This is a genomic window from Pseudoalteromonas sp. UBA2102 (genome assembly GCF_002331165.1).
GTDB lineage: Bacteria > Pseudomonadota > Gammaproteobacteria > Enterobacterales > Alteromonadaceae > Pseudoalteromonas > Pseudoalteromonas atlantica.
In genome coordinates this window covers 1-18,066 of sequence record NZ_DCYU01000119.1, presented here as the reverse complement: position 1 = coordinate 18,066, position 18,066 = coordinate 1, and the positions used below count along the sequence as shown (strand labels likewise).

The 18,066-nt window shown below is 42.4% G+C and carries 11 protein-coding genes and 2 pseudogenes; 9 read left to right on the top strand and 4 right to left on the bottom strand.

The window, feature by feature from the left end:
- The first annotated feature begins 10 nt into the window (after nt 1-10).
- From B2R65_RS16020 to B2R65_RS15980, 9 genes are all read left to right on the top strand, one after another.
- Entirely contained in the window at nt 11-2,164 is a 2,154-nt protein-coding gene (locus B2R65_RS16020; protein ID WP_286744313.1) for an FAD-dependent oxidoreductase, read from the top strand.
- Nucleotide 2,165: 1 nt separating this feature from the next.
- A complete protein-coding gene (locus B2R65_RS16015; protein ID WP_286744310.1) occupies nt 2,166-2,984 on the top strand; it encodes a DUF547 domain-containing protein in 819 nt (272 codons plus the stop codon).
- Complete coding sequence (locus B2R65_RS16010; RefSeq protein ID WP_286744308.1) at nt 2,971-4,248, top strand: ABC transporter substrate-binding protein; 1,278 nt, start codon at nt 2,971-2,973, stop codon at nt 4,246-4,248. The genes B2R65_RS16015 and B2R65_RS16010 overlap by 14 nt, the downstream gene beginning before the upstream one ends.
- On the top strand, nt 4,245-5,999 hold the full coding sequence (locus tag B2R65_RS16005) for an ABC transporter permease (protein WP_286744306.1): 1,755 nt from the start codon (nt 4,245-4,247) through the stop codon (nt 5,997-5,999). The genes B2R65_RS16010 and B2R65_RS16005 overlap by 4 nt, the downstream gene beginning before the upstream one ends.
- A gap of 22 nt (nt 6,000-6,021) precedes the next feature.
- Nucleotides 6,022-6,660, top strand: coding sequence for an ATP-binding cassette domain-containing protein (locus B2R65_RS16000; protein ID WP_286744304.1), 639 nt, complete (start codon nt 6,022-6,024; stop codon nt 6,658-6,660).
- Nucleotides 6,661-6,687: 27 nt separating this feature from the next.
- Nucleotides 6,688-7,332: a CDP-alcohol phosphatidyltransferase family protein gene (locus tag B2R65_RS15995; protein ID WP_286744302.1), complete on the top strand. Its 645-nt coding sequence runs from the start codon at nt 6,688-6,690 to the stop codon at nt 7,330-7,332.
- The gene (locus B2R65_RS15990; RefSeq protein ID WP_286744301.1) at nt 7,325-8,116 is read left to right on the top strand and encodes a sterol desaturase family protein; all 792 of its coding nucleotides are present in this window, start codon (nt 7,325-7,327) and stop codon (nt 8,114-8,116) included. Before B2R65_RS15995 ends, B2R65_RS15990 begins: the two co-directional genes overlap by 8 nt.
- A 595-nt stretch (nt 8,117-8,711) precedes the next feature.
- Nucleotides 8,712-11,372 (top strand): glycoside hydrolase family 16 protein, encoded by a 2,661-nt coding sequence (locus B2R65_RS15985; RefSeq protein ID WP_286744299.1) that lies wholly within the window; start codon nt 8,712-8,714, stop codon nt 11,370-11,372.
- A 66-nt stretch (nt 11,373-11,438) separates the two neighbouring features.
- Entirely contained in the window at nt 11,439-14,372 is a 2,934-nt protein-coding gene (locus tag B2R65_RS15980) for a TonB-dependent receptor (RefSeq protein ID WP_248461862.1), read from the top strand.
- Between the two features lie 52 nt (nt 14,373-14,424).
- On the opposite strand, the pseudogene B2R65_RS19530 reads toward B2R65_RS15980, so the two are convergent.
- The 4 genes and pseudogenes from B2R65_RS19530 to B2R65_RS15955 all read right to left on the bottom strand — a co-directional run.
- A pseudogene (locus B2R65_RS19530) lies at nt 14,425-15,896 on the bottom strand (S41 family peptidase).
- 228 nt (nt 15,897-16,124) lie between these two features.
- A complete protein-coding gene (locus B2R65_RS15965; RefSeq protein WP_121638353.1) occupies nt 16,125-16,637 on the bottom strand; it encodes a DUF421 domain-containing protein in 513 nt (170 codons plus the stop codon).
- A 594-nt stretch (nt 16,638-17,231) separates the two neighbouring features.
- Nucleotides 17,232-17,598, bottom strand: a pseudogene (locus B2R65_RS15960) (DUF7674 family protein).
- 129 nt (nt 17,599-17,727) lie between these two features.
- Nucleotides 17,728-18,066: transcriptional regulator (locus B2R65_RS15955; RefSeq protein ID WP_286744294.1), on the bottom strand; the 339-nt coding region annotated here is incomplete at its 5' end.

Here is an 18,066-nt window from a genome sequence, read left to right as displayed (position 1 = left end):
TTGAGAGAACATGATTAAAAAACTATTTTTGGTATTGATTGCAGCAGCGGCTATAGGCTTGTTCTTTCACTTTAATTTACACCAGTTACTTACGCTTGAAGGCTTAAAAGGCTCGATGGATCAATTTAGCCAATATAAAGAGCAGTCGCCATTATTGGTTTTTGGTGGCTTCTTTTTATTATACGTAGTGGTAACGGCTCTCTCATTACCGGGGGCGGCAATATTAACACTGGCCGCAGGTGCATTATTTGGCTTAGTTGAAGGCTTATTGGTTGCCTCGTTTGCCTCTACGGTAGGTGCTACGCTTGCCTTTTTAGTATCGCGTTACTTACTGCGCGATACAATTAAACAACGTTTTCCTGAGCGCTTAGGCGCTATTGACGCAGGCGTTGAAAAAGAAGGTGGCTTTTACTTATTTACGCTTAGATTAGTGCCCGTATTTCCGTTCTTTTTAATTAACTTATTGATGGGTGTTACCGCAATTAAAGCATGGACCTTTTACTGGGTAAGCCAAATAGGCATGCTGGCGGGTACATTTGTATTTGTAAACGCCGGTACGCAACTTGCGCAAATTGAGAGCTTATCAGGCATTTTATCGCTCGATCTTATTTTATCATTCGCTTTATTAGGTGTATTTCCATTCATTGCTAAAGGAATCCTAAACGTGTTTAAAAAACGTCGTGTATACAAAAACTATACTAAACCTAAAAAGTTTGACCGCAACATGATTGTTATTGGCGCAGGTGCTGGCGGCTTAGTAACAAGCTACATTGCAGCAGCGGTTAAAGCCAAAGTAACCCTAATTGAAGCCGGCGAAATGGGTGGCGACTGTTTAAACTACGGGTGTGTGCCAAGTAAAGCCGTTATTAAAAGCGCTAAAATTGCTGAGCAAATTCGCCACGGTGAACACTACGGCCTAGAAAACATGGCACCGCAGTTTTCGTTTAAAAAAGTAATGGCACGTGTACATAAAGTAATTGCCGACATCGCCCCGCACGATAGCGTTGAGCGTTACACAAACCTAGGCGTAGATGTTGTAAAAGGCTACGGTAAATTATTAGACCCGTGGACTGTAGAAATTAAGCTTAACGATGGCGGCACGCAAACATTAACCGCCCGTACTATTGTTATTGCCACAGGCGCACGCCCATTTGTACCGCCACTTCCTGGCATTGAAGAAACAGGCTATGTAACAAGCGATACTTTATGGACTAAATTTGCTGAACTTGAAGAAGCCCCTAAAAAGCTTGTTGTACTTGGCGGCGGCCCAATTGGTAGCGAACTTGCACAAAGTTTTGCACGCTTAGGCTCAAATGTTACGCAAATTGAAATGGCTGAACGCATTATGATCAAAGAAGACTTAGAGGTGTCTACCTTTGCTCACGAAGTGCTTATTGAAAGCGGCGTAAACATTTTAACCTCGCATCAGGCACTGCGCTGTGAAGCGCGCGATGGCAAAAAGTTCATTGTGGTAAAACATAATGATACCGAAATCGATATTGAATACGATGAGCTACTATGTGCTGTGGGCCGAAGCGCTCGCCTTAAAGGTTACGGCCTTGAAGAACTTGGTATAGAAACTAACCGTACTGTAGTCACTAACGAATACCTTGAAACGCTTTACCCTAACATTTTTGCCGCTGGCGATATTGTAGGTCCGTATCAGTTTACGCACGTAGCCGCTCATCAGGGTTGGTACGCAGCAGTAAATGGCTTATTTGGTAATCTTAAAAAGTTTAAAGTAGATTACCGTGTTATTCCGTGGACTACGTTTATTGACCCAGAAGTAGCACGTGTTGGCTTAAACGAGCAAGACGCTATTGATAAAGGCATTGACTATGAAATCACTCGCTTTGAATTTGAAGAGCTAGACCGCGCCATTACCGACAGCGCCACCAAAGGCTTTATTAAAGTAATTACACCCAAAGGCAAAGACAAAATACTCGGTGTTACTGTGGTTTCTGAGCACGCTGGCGATTTAATTGCTGAGTTTGTACTGGCAATGAAACACGGGTTAGGCCTTAACAAAATACTGGGCACTATTCACAGCTACCCTACGTGGGCTGAAGGTAATAAGTACGCGGCGGGTGAGTGGAAACGCGCTCACGCACCTGAAAAAGTACTTAACATGCTTGAAAAATACCACGCATGGCGCAGAGGCTAATATGTTTAAAACACCTTTAAAAGAGCTACTGTTAGGGTCTGCTTTACTTGCAACATCGTTTGCAACGTCATTTTCGGCCCAAGCTCAAAATATGCACGAGGGCTGGAACGCATTATTAAACAACCATGTTGTAGCTATTAATCATGGCCACAGCACAGAGGTTGATTACGCAGCAATAAAAGCTAAGCACAGCGAGCTTAAAAGCTATTTAGATTCGTTATCGGCTGTTACGCAAAACGAGTTTGATACATGGGAAAAACCGAAGCAACTTGCGTTTTTAATCAATGCGTATAATGCCTTTACTGTTGAGCTTATATTAACAAAATACCCAAACCTTAAATCAATTAAAGATTTAGGCAGCTTTTTTAGCTCACCATGGAGCAAAGAGTTTGTGCCATTACTTGGTAAAACGCGCAGCCTTGATGATATAGAGCATGGTTTAATACGTGGCAGTGGTAAATACAACGACCCACGTATTCACTTTGCTGTAAATTGCGCGAGTATTGGTTGCCCAGCCCTACGTGAAGAAGCCTACACTGCCACTGATTTAGACAGCCAATTGCAAGCGCAAACGGTGCGTTTTTTATCAGATACAACCCGCAATATAGCGCAAGGTAACACGCTAAATGTGTCTTCAATATTTAAGTGGTACGGCGATGATTTTGAACAAGGTTTTAAAGGCGCCAACACGCTGCAGCAGTTTTTTTTGCAATACCCTAAAGCACTAAAACTGGTACCCGCTCAGCAAAAAGCGCTTAAAAATAACAACATGAAAGTTAAATTTTTAGACTACAACTGGGATTTAAATGCTCGCCAATAAATGTTGGCAAACATTATCGCGATACAGCTTTTGCTGTGTCGCGTTTTGCATTTGCCTTGTTATTAGCTTTAAAAGCCTAGCAAGTACACAATTACAAAGCCGTTGGCAACAAATAGAAAGCTTAGGTAAAAACCAAAGCGTATATTTTTATGCGTGGGGCGGCGATGCGCAAATAAATGCATATATTCAATGGGCTGCGCAGCAAGTAAAAGCCAAATACAACATTAACTTAGTACATGTAAAACTCAGTGATACCAGCGAAGCCGTTAGCCGGGTACTTGCCGAAAAATCAGCAAACAATAACGATAAAGGCAGCGTAGATTTAATTTGGATAAACGGTGCTAACTTTGCCACCATGAGCGAGCACTCATTATTACTAAAACAATGGGCTAATAAGCTGCCTAATTTTAGCTACACCGACCCTAGCAATAACCCCGCTGTTAATTTTGATTTTGGAATACCCACTAATGGAATGGAAGCACCTTGGGGCCAAGCATCGCTCACCTTTTACTACGACAGTTTAGCAATTGACGGCACTGCAAATAACACACTACCAACAACCCTAAACCAATTACTTAGCTGGAGCGCACAAAACCCAGGGCGCTTTAGTTACCCAAAGCCACCTGACTTTTTAGGCATGAGCTTTTTAAAATACGCGCTTGTTATGCTACATCAACAAAGTGATGAAACACTTAAAGCACAGTTAAATCAGCCAGCTACTGCACAAAACACAGCCCAAGTATTAAACCCATTATGGGACTTTTTAAATAAACTGCACCCAACACTTTGGCGCGGCGGGAAACACTTTATGCAAAGTGGTGCACAAATGCGCCGTTTAGTAGGCGACACCGAGCTAAGCATAGCGTTTACGTTTTCAGCACCCGAAGTGCCCGCAGCCGTTAAACGCTATGATTTACCAAAAAGTATTCGCAGTTATGCAATGCAAGATGGCAGTTTAAGTAACACCCACTTTGTAGCCATACCTTTTAATGCAAGCCACCAGCAAGGTGCGCAGTTAGTGGCTAATTTTTTATTAAGTCCAGAGGCGCAAGCTCAAAAACAAAAAGCGTCTATATGGGGCGATAAAAGCGTACTTATTCAATCAACGCTAGCTCCACAGCAACAAACTTTATTTAAAACAACGCAACCGCATCCAAGTGCCCTGCCTTTAAATAGTATTAAACGCACGCTAAATGAGCCACACCCAAGCTGGGTAAACGCTATTGTGCAAGGGTGGCAAGCGCGTTTTGGAGTAAGCCAATGAGTGTTGTTTCAAATAAGTTAGCAGCAAGCCCAACGCTTAAACCACATAAAAGCGCCGATATGTTTAGTAAATTAGTTACATTAAGTCCACGCTTTTTACTGGCATTGCTTATTTTACCTGTAATAGGCGGCTTAATTAGCGTGCTATTGCCCGCTTTTGGTTATGCGCCGGTACTTGAGCATACAACACTTGGCCTACATGGCTTTACTATGCTCATGCAAACACCCGGCCTAACATACATGGTTATGCTAAGTGTTGGCAGCGGATTAATAAGTACCTTACTAGCCTTTACCATTACATTAATGATTTTAGCGGCATTTTTTAATAGCCCGTGGCTTAACCGTATTCAGCGTTTATTGAGTCCCATACTGGTAATTCCTCACGCGGCAGCGGCTATAGCGGTTGGTTTTTTAATTGCTCCTTCGGGAATGATCTCGCGCTTAGTATCGCCTTGGTTTAGTGGGTGGGAACTTGCGCCTAACGGCATGTTTCCGCATGACGCGTTTGGAATTAGTATAATTTTAGGCTTAACACTTAAAGAGCTGCCTTTTTTACTGTTAATGGCGCTAGGTGTGCTTGCTCAACCTGAGCTTGGCAAAAAGCTGCGCCAGCAACATAAAGTAGCGCTTAATTTAGGCTACTGCCCTATGACGGCTTTTTTTAAAGTAATATTACCAAGCCTTTACCCATTATTGCGTCTACCCATTTTAGCCGTATTGGCTTATGCCAGTGCAAGTGTAGAAATGCCACTTATTTTGGGGCCAAATACCCCGCCTACGCTTGCTGTTGCTATAATGCACTGGTTTAACGATGTAGATTTAAACCTGCGTATTAAAGCCTCTGCGGGGGCACTATTACAGCTTGTCCTTACTGGCGGTTTGCTAGCACTTTGGCTTGGCGGCGAAAAAGCGATAAAAGCATTATTTAGTGATTTACTCACCAATGGCGAGCGAGAGTATGGCGGTGTTTATTGGCAAAAAATAACAACCGTATTAACAGTATTTGTAATTGGCTTTATTTTGCTTTCATTAATTGGCTTAATTGTGTGGTCGGTTGCGGGGTTTTGGCGTTTTCCGGCGGCACTGCCCGATCAGCTCACGCTACTTCACTTTAAAAGTGCGCTAATGCAAATGCAAAGCCCGCTTTTTAATACCCTTGCGATAGGGCTAGTTACTACGTTATTTGCCATTATTATTACCCTTTTGTGCTTAGAGTCAGAGCAGTTAAGTGCCAAACCCATGTCGCGCTTTACCAGCTTAATTATTTATTTACCGCTGCTTGTACCAAGTATTGCGTTTTTATTTGGCCTAGTGTGGCTGCAACAACTAGTAAATAACCAGGCCGCGTTTTTTAATGTGGTATTTACCCATTTATTGTTTGTACTACCGTATGTGTTTTTATCACTTGCGAGCAGTTATAGGCGCTTAGACCCTCGCTTTGCTAATGTAGCAGCAAGCCTTGGCGCAACGCCCTGCAAAGTATTTTTACAAGTGAAATTACCCCAGTTATTTGCTCCTATTTTAATTGCGGCGGCACTTGGTTTAGCCATTAGCTTTGGCCAATATTTACCTACACTTTTAGCCGGTGGCGGGCGCATAGCAACCATAACAACCGAAGCGGTTACCCTTGCTAATGGCGCAAGTAGCCGCACCAGTGCGGTGTATGCCATTATGCAAATGGCATTGCCACTCATTGGCTTTATACTGGCGTGGGTGTTACCTAAGTACTTTTTTAAAAGCGCCCATCGCTAACCCATAAATTAAAAGGTTTTTAATGCAGTCATCTTTAGAGATTAAAAATTGTGAGCTTTATCGTCAAAACCAACAATTACTTAGCTTAAACGAGCAGGTAAAAGGCGGCGAAATACTCACTGTTATGGGGCCATCAGGCAGTGGTAAATCAAGTTTATTAAATTGGCTTACCGGCACATTACCCAGTGGTTTTAGCGCAAATGGCGAAGTGTGGCTTAACGGCGAAAATATTAATAACTTACCCGCACATTTACGCCACATAGGCGTGCTTTATCAAGATGCGTTATTATTTTCGCATTTATCGGTAAGCGGTAACATTGCCTTTGCTATGCCTAAAGGCAATAAAAAACAGCGCCTTGAAAAAATAGAGCACGCCCTTGAACAAGTTGGATTAAAAGGCATGGCTAATCGCCACCCCGACAACCTCTCTGGTGGGCAACAAGCCCGCGTTGCTTTATTGCGTATGCTATTGAGCGAGCCAAAAGCCATTTTACTTGATGAGCCCTTTAGCAAGCTCGATACCCAATTAAGATTAGATACGCGCGAGCTAGTATTTAGCCAAATACGCGAGCATAAATTGCCCGCTATTATGGTAACTCACGATCATAGCGATGCAGAGGCCGCAAATGGCAAACTGATCACCTTAAATTTAGCCAAATAAACGCACAAAAAGTACAAGGCACCAAGCATGTTAGACAAATACATCACCCCAGTAATAAAGCCACTGTTAACTCCTGTTGTGGCGTTAATGCACAAATGCGGCATAACGCCCGACCAACTTACTGTGGTAGGCTTTTTAATAGGCCTATTAGCTGTGCCATTAATTGCGTATGAAATGTGGTACGCAGCGTTAACGGCTATTGCTTTAAATCGTATTTTAGATGGGCTAGATGGCGCATTGGCACGCCATGCAAATTTAAGTTCAAGTGCTGGCGGCTTTTTAGATATTACCCTCGACTTTTTATTTTATGCGGCAATTCCGCTTGGCTTTATTTTGGCAAACCCCGAGCAAAACGCCATTGCAGGTAGCATATTACTGGCCACCTTTATAGGCACTGGCTCAAGCTTTTTAGCCTTTGCCATAGCCGCCGAAAAATTTAAGCTCGAAAAACCCCAGTTTAAATACAAAAGCTTTTACTATTTAAATGGTTTAACCGAAGGCACAGAAACCATCGCGCTGTTTATCGCCTTTTGTATTTGGCCGCAGCACTTTGCCCTAATGGCGAGTATTTTTGCCACTGCGTGCGCTATTACTATTTTTACACGTATACATGGTGGGTATAACACGCTTAAACGCCAAGAAGCTGATGAGGTTAAACAAAACAATGAGTAATGAAATTTGGTGGCGATTAGGGTTCTTTTTTAGCATTTTGGTTATTATGATGCTGCTAGAGTTGCGTATGCCTGCTCGTAAATCGCCGATAAAAAGTACCACCCGGTGGTTGGCCAATTTTGGACTGGTGTTTGCTTCATCATTAATTGCTCGCTTAAGTGTGCCAATAGGCTTAACTGCCGTAGCGCTTTATAACCAAGAGCACGGCATTGGTTTATTTAATCAAATAGCCACACCAAGTAGTGTTGCTATTATTTTAAGCATATTACTGCTAGATATAGTTATTTATTGGCAGCACCGGCTTTTTCATCAAGTGCCTATTTTGTGGCGCTTGCACCGTGTTCACCACGCCGATGCCCATGTAGATACCAGCACAGGTTTGCGTTTTCACCCTATCGAAATTGTGCTCAGTATAGTTATAAAATTGATTGCCGTAACCGCTTTGGGTGTACCTGCTATTGCAGTATTAATATTTGAAATAGCACTTAATGGGTTAGCGCTGTTTAACCACGCCAATATACGTTTACCCAATGCAATAGAAAAACCACTTCGGCTCATATTAATGACCCAAATACTGCACCGTATTCACCATAGCCAACGCGTGAGCGAAACCAATTCAAACTATGGATTTAGCGTTATTTGGTGGGATAAACTGTTTGGTAGCTACAAAAATGAAGCGCAAAAAGCCGATAACGACATAGATATAGGCTTAAAAGAATACCCTAACCCGCAGCAAAACGCCTCGCTGTGGGGCTTGCTAATTATGCCGTTTAAACGTAAATAAGCTGCCATTTCAAGTGGCTACAATACTATTAAAATAAATAATAAATTAAGGGGTAAATGCGTATTTAAATTTACACATTTACCTTATTAAACCCCGCCAAAGCCTTATTCCCTTTAATTTAACCTTTACAAGCTAATCGCTTTAAAGGGTTTACTAACCTATTGAATGCTATACCACTTTCACTTTTTTTAACTTTCGTTTTTTGTAAAAAAGCAAAGTTACACGCCATATAGTTAGCCTAATACGGATAAATCATCGCAAATAGCGCTACATGTAATTGCTACAGGTCACTTTAATATTTACCGCTTAATTAAAATATTAATAGATGTATTAAAAATGCAACATTACAAATAATGTAAGCTGTTAAATTTATTAGCGATTTAGTTAATAACTCCAATTGGTAAACTGGTCTTACCGTAAACTAAATGTAAATAAAACACACAAATATGTTGACCATTTACGTAGTGCGCAATATTATTTGTAAGCGCTTACAAAAACACATGATAAATGTAAGCGCTTACAAAAATAAATATGGTTCTTTTTAATAAGTTTAAACACACATTCTGACAACAATCTGTGAAACCGGGGTTCAGCTATGAACATTGAAAAAACACACATTGCTCGCTTACTGGCTGCTATTTCGTTAGCGTCTTTAGCTGGCTGTGGTGGCGACTCTGCCACAACATCTAATTTTGAAAATATCGACGCTTCTGAGCCAGTTTCAGATTGGCAACTAGTATGGAGCGACGAGTTTGAAGACTCAGCCATTGATACTAATAAGTGGAACTTTGAATTAAACTGCGATGGCGGTGGTAACAACGAAAAACAATGTTACACCGATAACGAAGAAAACGCCTTTATACGAGACGGTGTGTTAAACATTGTTGCCCTACCCGCAACAGAAGGCGCTGAAAAGCCCTACACTTCTGCGCGTTTAAATACCCGTTACAATGCTGACTTTACTTATGGCCGCTTTGAAGTACGTGCAAAGCTCCCTTCGGGGCAAGGCAGCTGGCCTGCGTTTTGGATGCTACCAACCGATGAAGAATACGGTACATGGCCACGCTCAGGCGAAATTGATGTTTTAGAATCAGTAAACCTAAAAACCGCTGACGAAGATGGCGGTGTTGAATCAAGCATTCATGGCACATTGCATTACGGCCGCGCTTGGCCAGATAACAGCTACACAGGCCAAGAGTACAAATTCCCTGAAGATAGCAACCCTGCAGATGATTTTCATACTTACGCAGTAGAGTGGCAAGAAGGTGAAATACGCTGGTACGTTGATGGCTACCTATATGCCACACAGCGCCAATCAGAAGTATTATATAATTCCAAAGGCGAAGCCGCAGGTTTGAAACATCGCGGTTGGTTTGCAGAGTATTTTGAACAAGGTTCTGGCGAGCTAGAAACTCATTGGGATAGCGCTCCTTACGATAAGGACTTTCACTTACTGTTAAATTTAGCAGTAGGCGGCGACTGGCCTGAAAACGTAAATGAGTTAGGCGTAGATGCCAGCGCATTTGAAAACGGCCAAACGTTTGCAATTGACTACGTACGTGTTTATCAATGTGCATCAAACCCAGATACCGGCAAAGGGTGTGAAACTATTCGCCCAGGTTACGATAGCCTAGACGATGCCCTGCTAGAGGGCGAAGCGCCTATTCCTAGCCCGCCATCTACAGGTATTGCTACACCGTTAACTATTTTTGGCGACAGCTTTAACCCTAACTGGCCAGCATGGGATTGTTGTGGTGGCTCTACACCTGCAATCGTAAGTGATGAAGAGCAAGGCGACGTTGTTGAATTTACAATAGGTAGCGAGCCTACAGTGGTTGGTTTTATTAGCCGCGATGCGTTTATTACTGACGAAAACGGCGCTGCAACGCCTTTTGATGCATCACCTATGCTAGAAGAAGGCTACGTACGCTTTAAAATGAAAGTAACCAGCGCACCAAGCGTGCCAGACACACCTTGGTTTGTAAAACTTGAAAGCACAGAAGCCTCAACCGATGCTGATATGCCGCTTACAAGTAGCGTTGAAGGCCAAGCACCTGTAGTCGGTCAGTGGCAAACCTATACGTTTTTACTTTCTGACCTTGCTGACTTAGATTTAGATATCAGCGCAATTGACGTACTTATGGTATTTCCTGAGTGGGGCACGGGCGAAGGCGCAACCTTTTTAATTGACGACGTTGAAATTACACAAGACAACCTAGGCGCATCACCTGAGCTAACTATTTTTGAAGATGAGCAAAACCTAGCATGGCCAATGTGGGATTGTTGTGGTGGCTCAACACCTATCGAAGTGGTAGATGATGAAGCGCACGGTGTAACCGCTGAATTTAGTATTGGTGCAGAGCCTACAGTAATGGGCTTTAACAGCCGTGTTGAAGTAGGTGGTGCAGGTGAGTCATTTGATGCAAGCAGCATTTTAGATGAAGGCGTTATTCAGTTTGATTTAAAAGTAACATCTACCCCTAGCGACCCGTCAACTGCGTGGTTATTTAAAGTAGAGGCAAATGGTGCAACTTCATTTGCAGAACTTGAGCTAACGCAAAGTGTTGAAGGTGTAGCGCCAGTGACTGGCGAGTGGCAAACTTATACATTTAAGTTATCAGATCTCGCAGGTGCAGGCCTTGATGTAAGTGCAATTGATGTACTTATGATTTTTCCGGCATGGGGTGCAGGTGAAGGCGCGGTTTACCGTGTAGATAATGTTAAAATTTACAACCCTAATGCAGCGCCAGTTGCCTCTGGTGAGCTAAACGTATTTACAGATACAGTCGCCGATCAGTGGAGCATATGGGATTGCTGTGGTGGTTCAACACCTACTACAGAAACCGACGATGATCAGCACGGCGCAGTGGCTCAGTTTAGCATTGGTGCAACACCTACTGTAATGGGCTTTTTAGCCGATGAAGACGTATCGTTTGATGCATCAGCCCTGTTAGAAAATGGCGTTGTACAGTTTGATTTAAAAGTAATAACAGCACCTTCAAACGTGGATGCACAATGGTTATTTAAAATTGAATCAATTGGCGCTTCAAGCGCAGTAGAGCTGGCATTAACGCAAAGCAATGAAGGGCAAACACCTGTTACAGGCGAATGGCAAACATACACCTTCCCTATTGGGCAACTATTTGATGCGGGCTTAGATATTAGCGCTATAAACGTGCTCATGGTATTCCCTACGTGGGATATGGGCAACGGCGCACTATACCGCATAGATAACGTGATTATCGCGAATCCATAAAAACACACTACAATAGGCGCATGGCGCCTATTGCTACACAACAACATTTTATAAAGCAGAGCTATTATGAACACATTCAATTTTAAAAAGAGCCAACTCGCGGCTTCTGTGTCTCTTATCATTGCTGCAAGCACGTTAAATACGGCCATTGCTGCCGAGGCAGACACTGCAGCATCTCCTGATGTAGAAGTTATTGAAGTAAAAGGTATTCGTGGTTCACTTATTCGTTCTATGGATATGAAACGTGATTCATCGGGCGTAGTAGATGCCATTTCAGCAGAAGAAATGGGGAAATTTCCAGATACCAATTTAGCAGAATCATTACAACGCATTACCGGTGTATCGGTGAGCCGTGCAAACGGTGAAGGTAGCCAAATTACCGTACGTGGTTTTGGCCCAGAGTTTAACTTAATTACGTTAAACGGCCGCCAAATGCCAGGCACAGGTTATACGCGTTCGTACAACCTTGAAAACATTGCCTCAGAGGGCGTAAGTGCGCTAGAAGTATTTAAAACAGCTCGCGCCGATGTACCAAGCGGTGGTTTAGGTGCTACAGTTAATATTTCTACTGCGCGCCCTTTTCAAAAGCCAGGTCAAAATTTTTCAGCCACGGTTAAAGCAAATCACGACTCATCAAACGAAGCCGGTGATGATGTAACGCCTGAGCTTTCTGCTGTTTATAGCAACACATTTGCAGATGACAGATTTGGTTTTGGTTTTTCGTTTTCGCATCAAGAACGCGACTTTCAAAAACAACGCGCCAATATTCAAGGTTGGCAAGCCAATGTTGATTTACCTGAATTAGATAGCAGTAACGTTGTTGATAACCGTACTGACCCATCAGGTAACTACTACTTCCCTAAAGACATGAACTACTCTATTGAAGATGTAGAGCGTGAACGTACTAACGGCCAAGTTACTTTTCAATTTGAACCAGTTGATGGCTTTGTAGCCACACTTGATTACACAGCAAGTAAAGCTGTTACGGGCTCTGAAAGTATTGGTTGGGGTATTTGGAACGACTTTGGTAGCAATATTAATGGCTACGAGCTTGATGAAAACGGCACCGCTGTTTATGCCGATATTAGCGGTAATGATGCCTCGTTTACAGCCAACAAAGGCACCACAGAAGTAAAAGCACGCTCTATTGGTTTAAACCTAGAGTGGGAAATTAACGACACGTGGCACGTTGAACTTGATTACCATGACTCTAAAAATGAAACCGATAACGGCGCCGATGACGGGCTAGGCAGTACCGGCCAAGTTATTTTAGGCTCTGATCAGCTAGCAAATAAAATTTACGATTACCGCACAGGCGAAATCCCTAGTGCTCAAGTTAACTGGTTAAACGGCACAAGCGAATTAACGCCAGGCGAAATTGACTCTAACTTTAGCCAATTTACGCACTCGCCGGGTGAATCAAACATTGAGCAATTACAATTACATACCACTTGGTACAATGAAAACTTTGATATTGGCCTAGTTAAAGTAAAATTTGGTGCATCGCGAACTGAGCAAAACACCGGTGGTTACACTGCATGGAGTGGCTTAGTGGGTGGTCCTGGTTTTAACCCATCGTACACAGAAATATTCCCAGATAGCATGTTTACTCGCCACGATACGTCGGGCCTTTTAGATCAATTTGATGGTGGCGGCAGCAACTTACAACCAGGTTACTACTACACCTACGATTTTGACGAAGCAGTGGCTCGCCAAATGGCTTACCTAACTTCTGATGTAACCGGTGGCGATGCATACGCAGCCAATGCTTACATGGATGGTATTGATAGCGAAAGCTACGTAGAAGAAATTACAAACAGCTTTTATATTCAATCAAGTTGGGAGTTTGATGTAAGCGATTACTACGTAAAAGTAAACGCAGGCCTGCGCTACGAGCAAACAGATGTAACCAGCACAGTACGCCAACGTGTTGAAGAACAAGTAAATTGGATCAGCGCCTCAGAGTGGATAATGCAATATGCAGCCGGCGGCGATGATAACTTCTTAGAGCAGCAAGGCGATTACGACATATTATTACCGTCAATCGATGTAAGTGTTGATTTAACCGAAGACGTTGTAGCCCGCGTATCATGGGGTAAAACTATGTCGCGTGCACCACTGGGTGATTTAGCCGGTGGCCGTAGCTTAACAGGCAGCCCAAAACCTGGCTCGCGCACGGGTAGCCAAGGTAATACAAATTTATTGCCGTTTGAATCAACCAATCTCGACTTATCATTAGAGTATTACTACGCAGAAGGCAGCTACGCCTCTGTTGGTTACTTTAAAAAAGACGTAGATAACTTTATTCAAACCACCATTACGCAAACCACGATTGAAGGTCTATACGACATTTTAAACGGCCCACGTTACTTACAAGCAGTTAGCGATATTGAATCGCGCGGTGAGCAAGCAACCACCGATGCTATTTTTGCGCAAATGATTAGCAATGGTTATGGCAATGCGAATGGCGTCATTGAGCCAAATAGCGATGACCCACTTATGGTATGGAACATAAGCCAACCACAAAACACCGACAGCAAATCGGTAGATGGTTTTGAAGTGGCTGTTCAGCACTTAATTGGCGAAACTGGTTTTGGTGTAGGTGTTAACGCCACGTTTGTAGATGGCGATGTAGAATTTGATAGCGAAAGCCTAGACCAACAAGCGCCGCTTACAGGTTTAAGTGACTCTGCTAACTTTCAAGGCTTTTACGAAAAAGACGGCCTATCGGTTAAAATTACTTACGCATGGCGCGACTCGTACTTAATTGGTGTAGGCCAGGCACAAGGCTCAGCCGATGCACCACCGCAATATGCTAAAGCCTACGGCCAATGGGATATGAGCGTTAACTACGATGTAAACGAAAACGTAACCGTATTTTTTGATGGCATAAACTTAAATAATGCCACCGAAGAAGGCTACGGCCGTTACGAAGAGCAGTTTTTATTTGCTAATCAGTACGGCCCACGCTACTCAATTGGTGCCCGTTACACGTTTTAAACTATTCCCTAGTTAGAATAGTTAAGCCGCTTGTTTCAACAAGCGGCTTTTTTTATAACGTTTTTATTTGCTCAAGCAATACATTGGTTGTCCAATCAATGCCGTTATAAGCCACATCGGGTTTGTAAAAATCCCCTGCCCCACGCGCTCTGTTTACGTATACTTTGTTAGGTACAATCACTTTCCCCAACCCTGAAGGTAAATCAGCTAAGCGTACTTCCATGTACATAGAATCAGCACTACTTGGCGCACCGAATAACGTGGTATTTTCAAAAAGCTTAAACTTATCAAGCGCATCTAAACAAGCACTGGCGCACTGCGGCGGAACAATAACAAACACCTTGGTTTTAAAGTCACTAGTTAAAGGCTTTTGTGGTATGTTATTTAGCGTATTGGTTTCTTGCTCTACATAAAATGGATCACCACTTTTAAGTGATAAAGCCATACCCGCAGCTGTGATTTTAAATATTTTCAATAATTCAGGCTGATTTTTTGCAACCTCTAATAAAGACACTACATGGTCGGTATTATCCTTTGATGCTCTCCACCACACTTGCGTGTTTTGAGAAGTATTATTTACTTTTTGTTCTACTATTTTTTGCCCCATAGTTCTTTGGCTATTTGTGAGCTCCAATAAGATGAGCCACCTTGGTTATGGCGCAAATCTAACACCACGGCTTTTGCAGTAAGTAACTTGCTACGCTGCTGTTGTATTTTTTCAAACACTTTATTGTAGGCAGCAGTTTGCTTTTCGGTTGATGAAAAGCTAGGCATAGCAATCCACGCGATATTTTTTTCAGGCCAGGTTAAATCAATGGGGAGTTCATCACCGTTGTAGGCATTTTCTAAATGCTTACTGACTGACTTAGGCCTTACAGACCAATTTAATACGTGTGTATAGGTATCGCCATTGGCTTTAACAAATTCGCATTCTTTTAAAGGAGTTAAAAATGGGTTGCCCTCGTCAATGAGTAACCGCCAACCTTGCTGCCACCAATGGCCAGGTTGTGCAACTTGCCCATAAAACTTAAACACTCTCTCACGTATTAAGGTATCGGTGCTTTGTCCATCACATTGGCTTACAACGTCGCCTTTGCTAACATTTTTGTTTTCACTGTAATACACTTTTAGCGCATCACCTCGCCACACAGCTCTAAAGCCCGGCCAGCGGCGCGCGGGTCTATCTACGCTTGAAAACGCACCGGCGTGGCCATCTTGTAAAATAGTGCTAAAGCGCGCAATTGCCGCTGCATGAACCTGCGGCCCACTCGCTTGAGCCGACAATGTAAGTGCTTCTGCTTTTGCTTTATTTAATAAGTCAGGGAACGTTGGATTATTAACATCAAACATACCGGGATGATTTTGTGCGGTAATGCTATATGCTGCCTCAATATCGCGCTCTGTTATACTGCGCCACTGCTCAGGTGTAGTAGGTATAATCGGCTCTTGTGCGGCATTTACAACTGCTGGTAGTAGTAAAATTGGTAGCAATACATAATTGGTTATTTTTGTTTTTATAGTCATGAAAATCCATTTAAGCTAAAAATAAACTACTGGTACGTTATTGTTCATTAACAATACTAATAAAGCGATTTAAGGTACATAAGTAAATACATACCTGGCACCTAAGTTAAAAACTTAAGAATCGTCCAACCTAATTTAGTAGGTGCGCAATGTGTATGATGCAGTAAAAAGCCATGCCAATTAATTTTGGCGCTTGAAGGTAATCATCGGCCGCTAAAAATTGTCCAATTAATCTCGGGGATTGCGTAACTTCATAATCAGTTGATCATAGTTTTCACTTTTCGGCACAATACTTAATTCACCATCGGCCTCGAAAACCACCGCCATAACTGTGCTTAAATCACCAAAACCGGCTTTTCGAACACTCGCTTCCACTTCGGTGCTGGTGAGTCGAGTGTCTTTCATAGCAGCCTCTATATATTCACCGTCGAAAAAGACTAATTGTGGAGAGGTTTTGACTACTTTGTCGAACGTCGAAAAATGGGCGCTGATCCAAGTGAGTAAATATTGTAAAAATAGGAGCAAGCTTACCGCGACTAAAACCTCAACTATAACCACGTCTTTCAATAAGATAGCAGAACCTAAGATGGAGCCTGCCGCTACGGTGATTATCCAGTCAAAGTTATTCATTTTAGCAAATGAGCGTTTACCCAATAAATGCGTCGCTAGGATTAAAAAGGGATAAATAATCAAGGTTGTGGTAACAATGCGCGCTATTTCACTCCACGATTCAAAAAACATATTTCCCTCTACTTAAGGTGCTGAATATACTAATAATCATATAAACTAAACAGCCACCTGAATCACACAAACTAGGCAGTCACCTTAATAAAACAAACAACACTGTGCAACTAAATCTGCCATACAGATTCAGGATTTATCTTCTATTAATGGGTCTCTTTACGGATGGTTTTTAATTTATGTCAGGGCATCAAATTATAATGGGACCTAACAAGTTATGATGGGACCCACTTTATTTAGCCTATTAGAATCTAGGCTTTTTAAAGAGCAAAGTTTAAGATGGGAGTTTTGTTAATTCTTTCTCTGAATTTTTTTAACTAAAGGCACTATCGCTAAAGCTAGCAATACGGCAAGAAAAAAGCTCACAAACGTATTACCAAACACCCATCTAAAAAAGATTCCTGAGAGAGATAAAACAAAAGCTGACCAAAGCCATGGATTTATATTCTGCATACTATCTAGAGCACCTCATAACACCCTGCTTAGGGGCGCAAACACATGGGCTATAATTTGGATCGAAGCGACGCTGCCCATGTGTATGCATCCCAGCGAACGAAGTGAGTGTGTTGATTAGGTTGTTAGGTGCGTGCATATTTAAACCACTACCCTAGGGGCTTTACCATGAAAGCCCCTAGGGTAGTTTTTTGAGATTATCTGGCACGAGAGGCCAGCCACGCTCAATACCTTCTTTTGTACCTTTCCAGAATAAGTGCTCTGTATAATATACATCTATGTATTCGAATTCTGCTTTGGTTGCAGTATCTAGTTTTTCGCTCATGTACTGCAACTGTTCTAATGCTTCTTCTAAATTACCTTGGTTAAACAAAATGGTTGTCAAATTTGCGAACTCTTCCATTAGGAATGTGAGTGCCCATTTTTCATGTTTTTCCATGAGAGGCACAACGTCAGGAAATTTAGTGCGGATCTCTTTTAAGAACTGTCTTATCTCTGATTTGGCCATTGATTTCTCAGAAGCACCTAACTTTTCAATAACGGGCGCAGACATGTGGGGCATAATAGCGAAGCCGCCCTGCGTGTATGCGTCCCGGCGAACGAAGTGAGTGCGTTTATTGAGTTGTTATATCGCTACTCACCAATATTTCTTCGTATCAATATAGTGCTTCATGTTAGAAAAGATGTAAGCTAGAAGAAAAAATGCCGGCGTCGCAATTACGTCGGGTTTTATGAACCAAATTAATAGGCCCATGAGCATCGTTATAATTTCTAACATAATAATTTGCTTTCTTGCTTTTACTCCCCAAAACGAAAACCTGACCCATATTGGCTCTTTGTTCCATTCTTTAGATGTTTTGTCTATCACGATAATTTCCTCTTGAAGTTTAGAAATGTCAATTTCAAACACAGAGGCAAGGGCTTTAAGAGATTCTATGCTGGCCTTGTTTCCACTTTCTATTCGTTGAATAGTTCT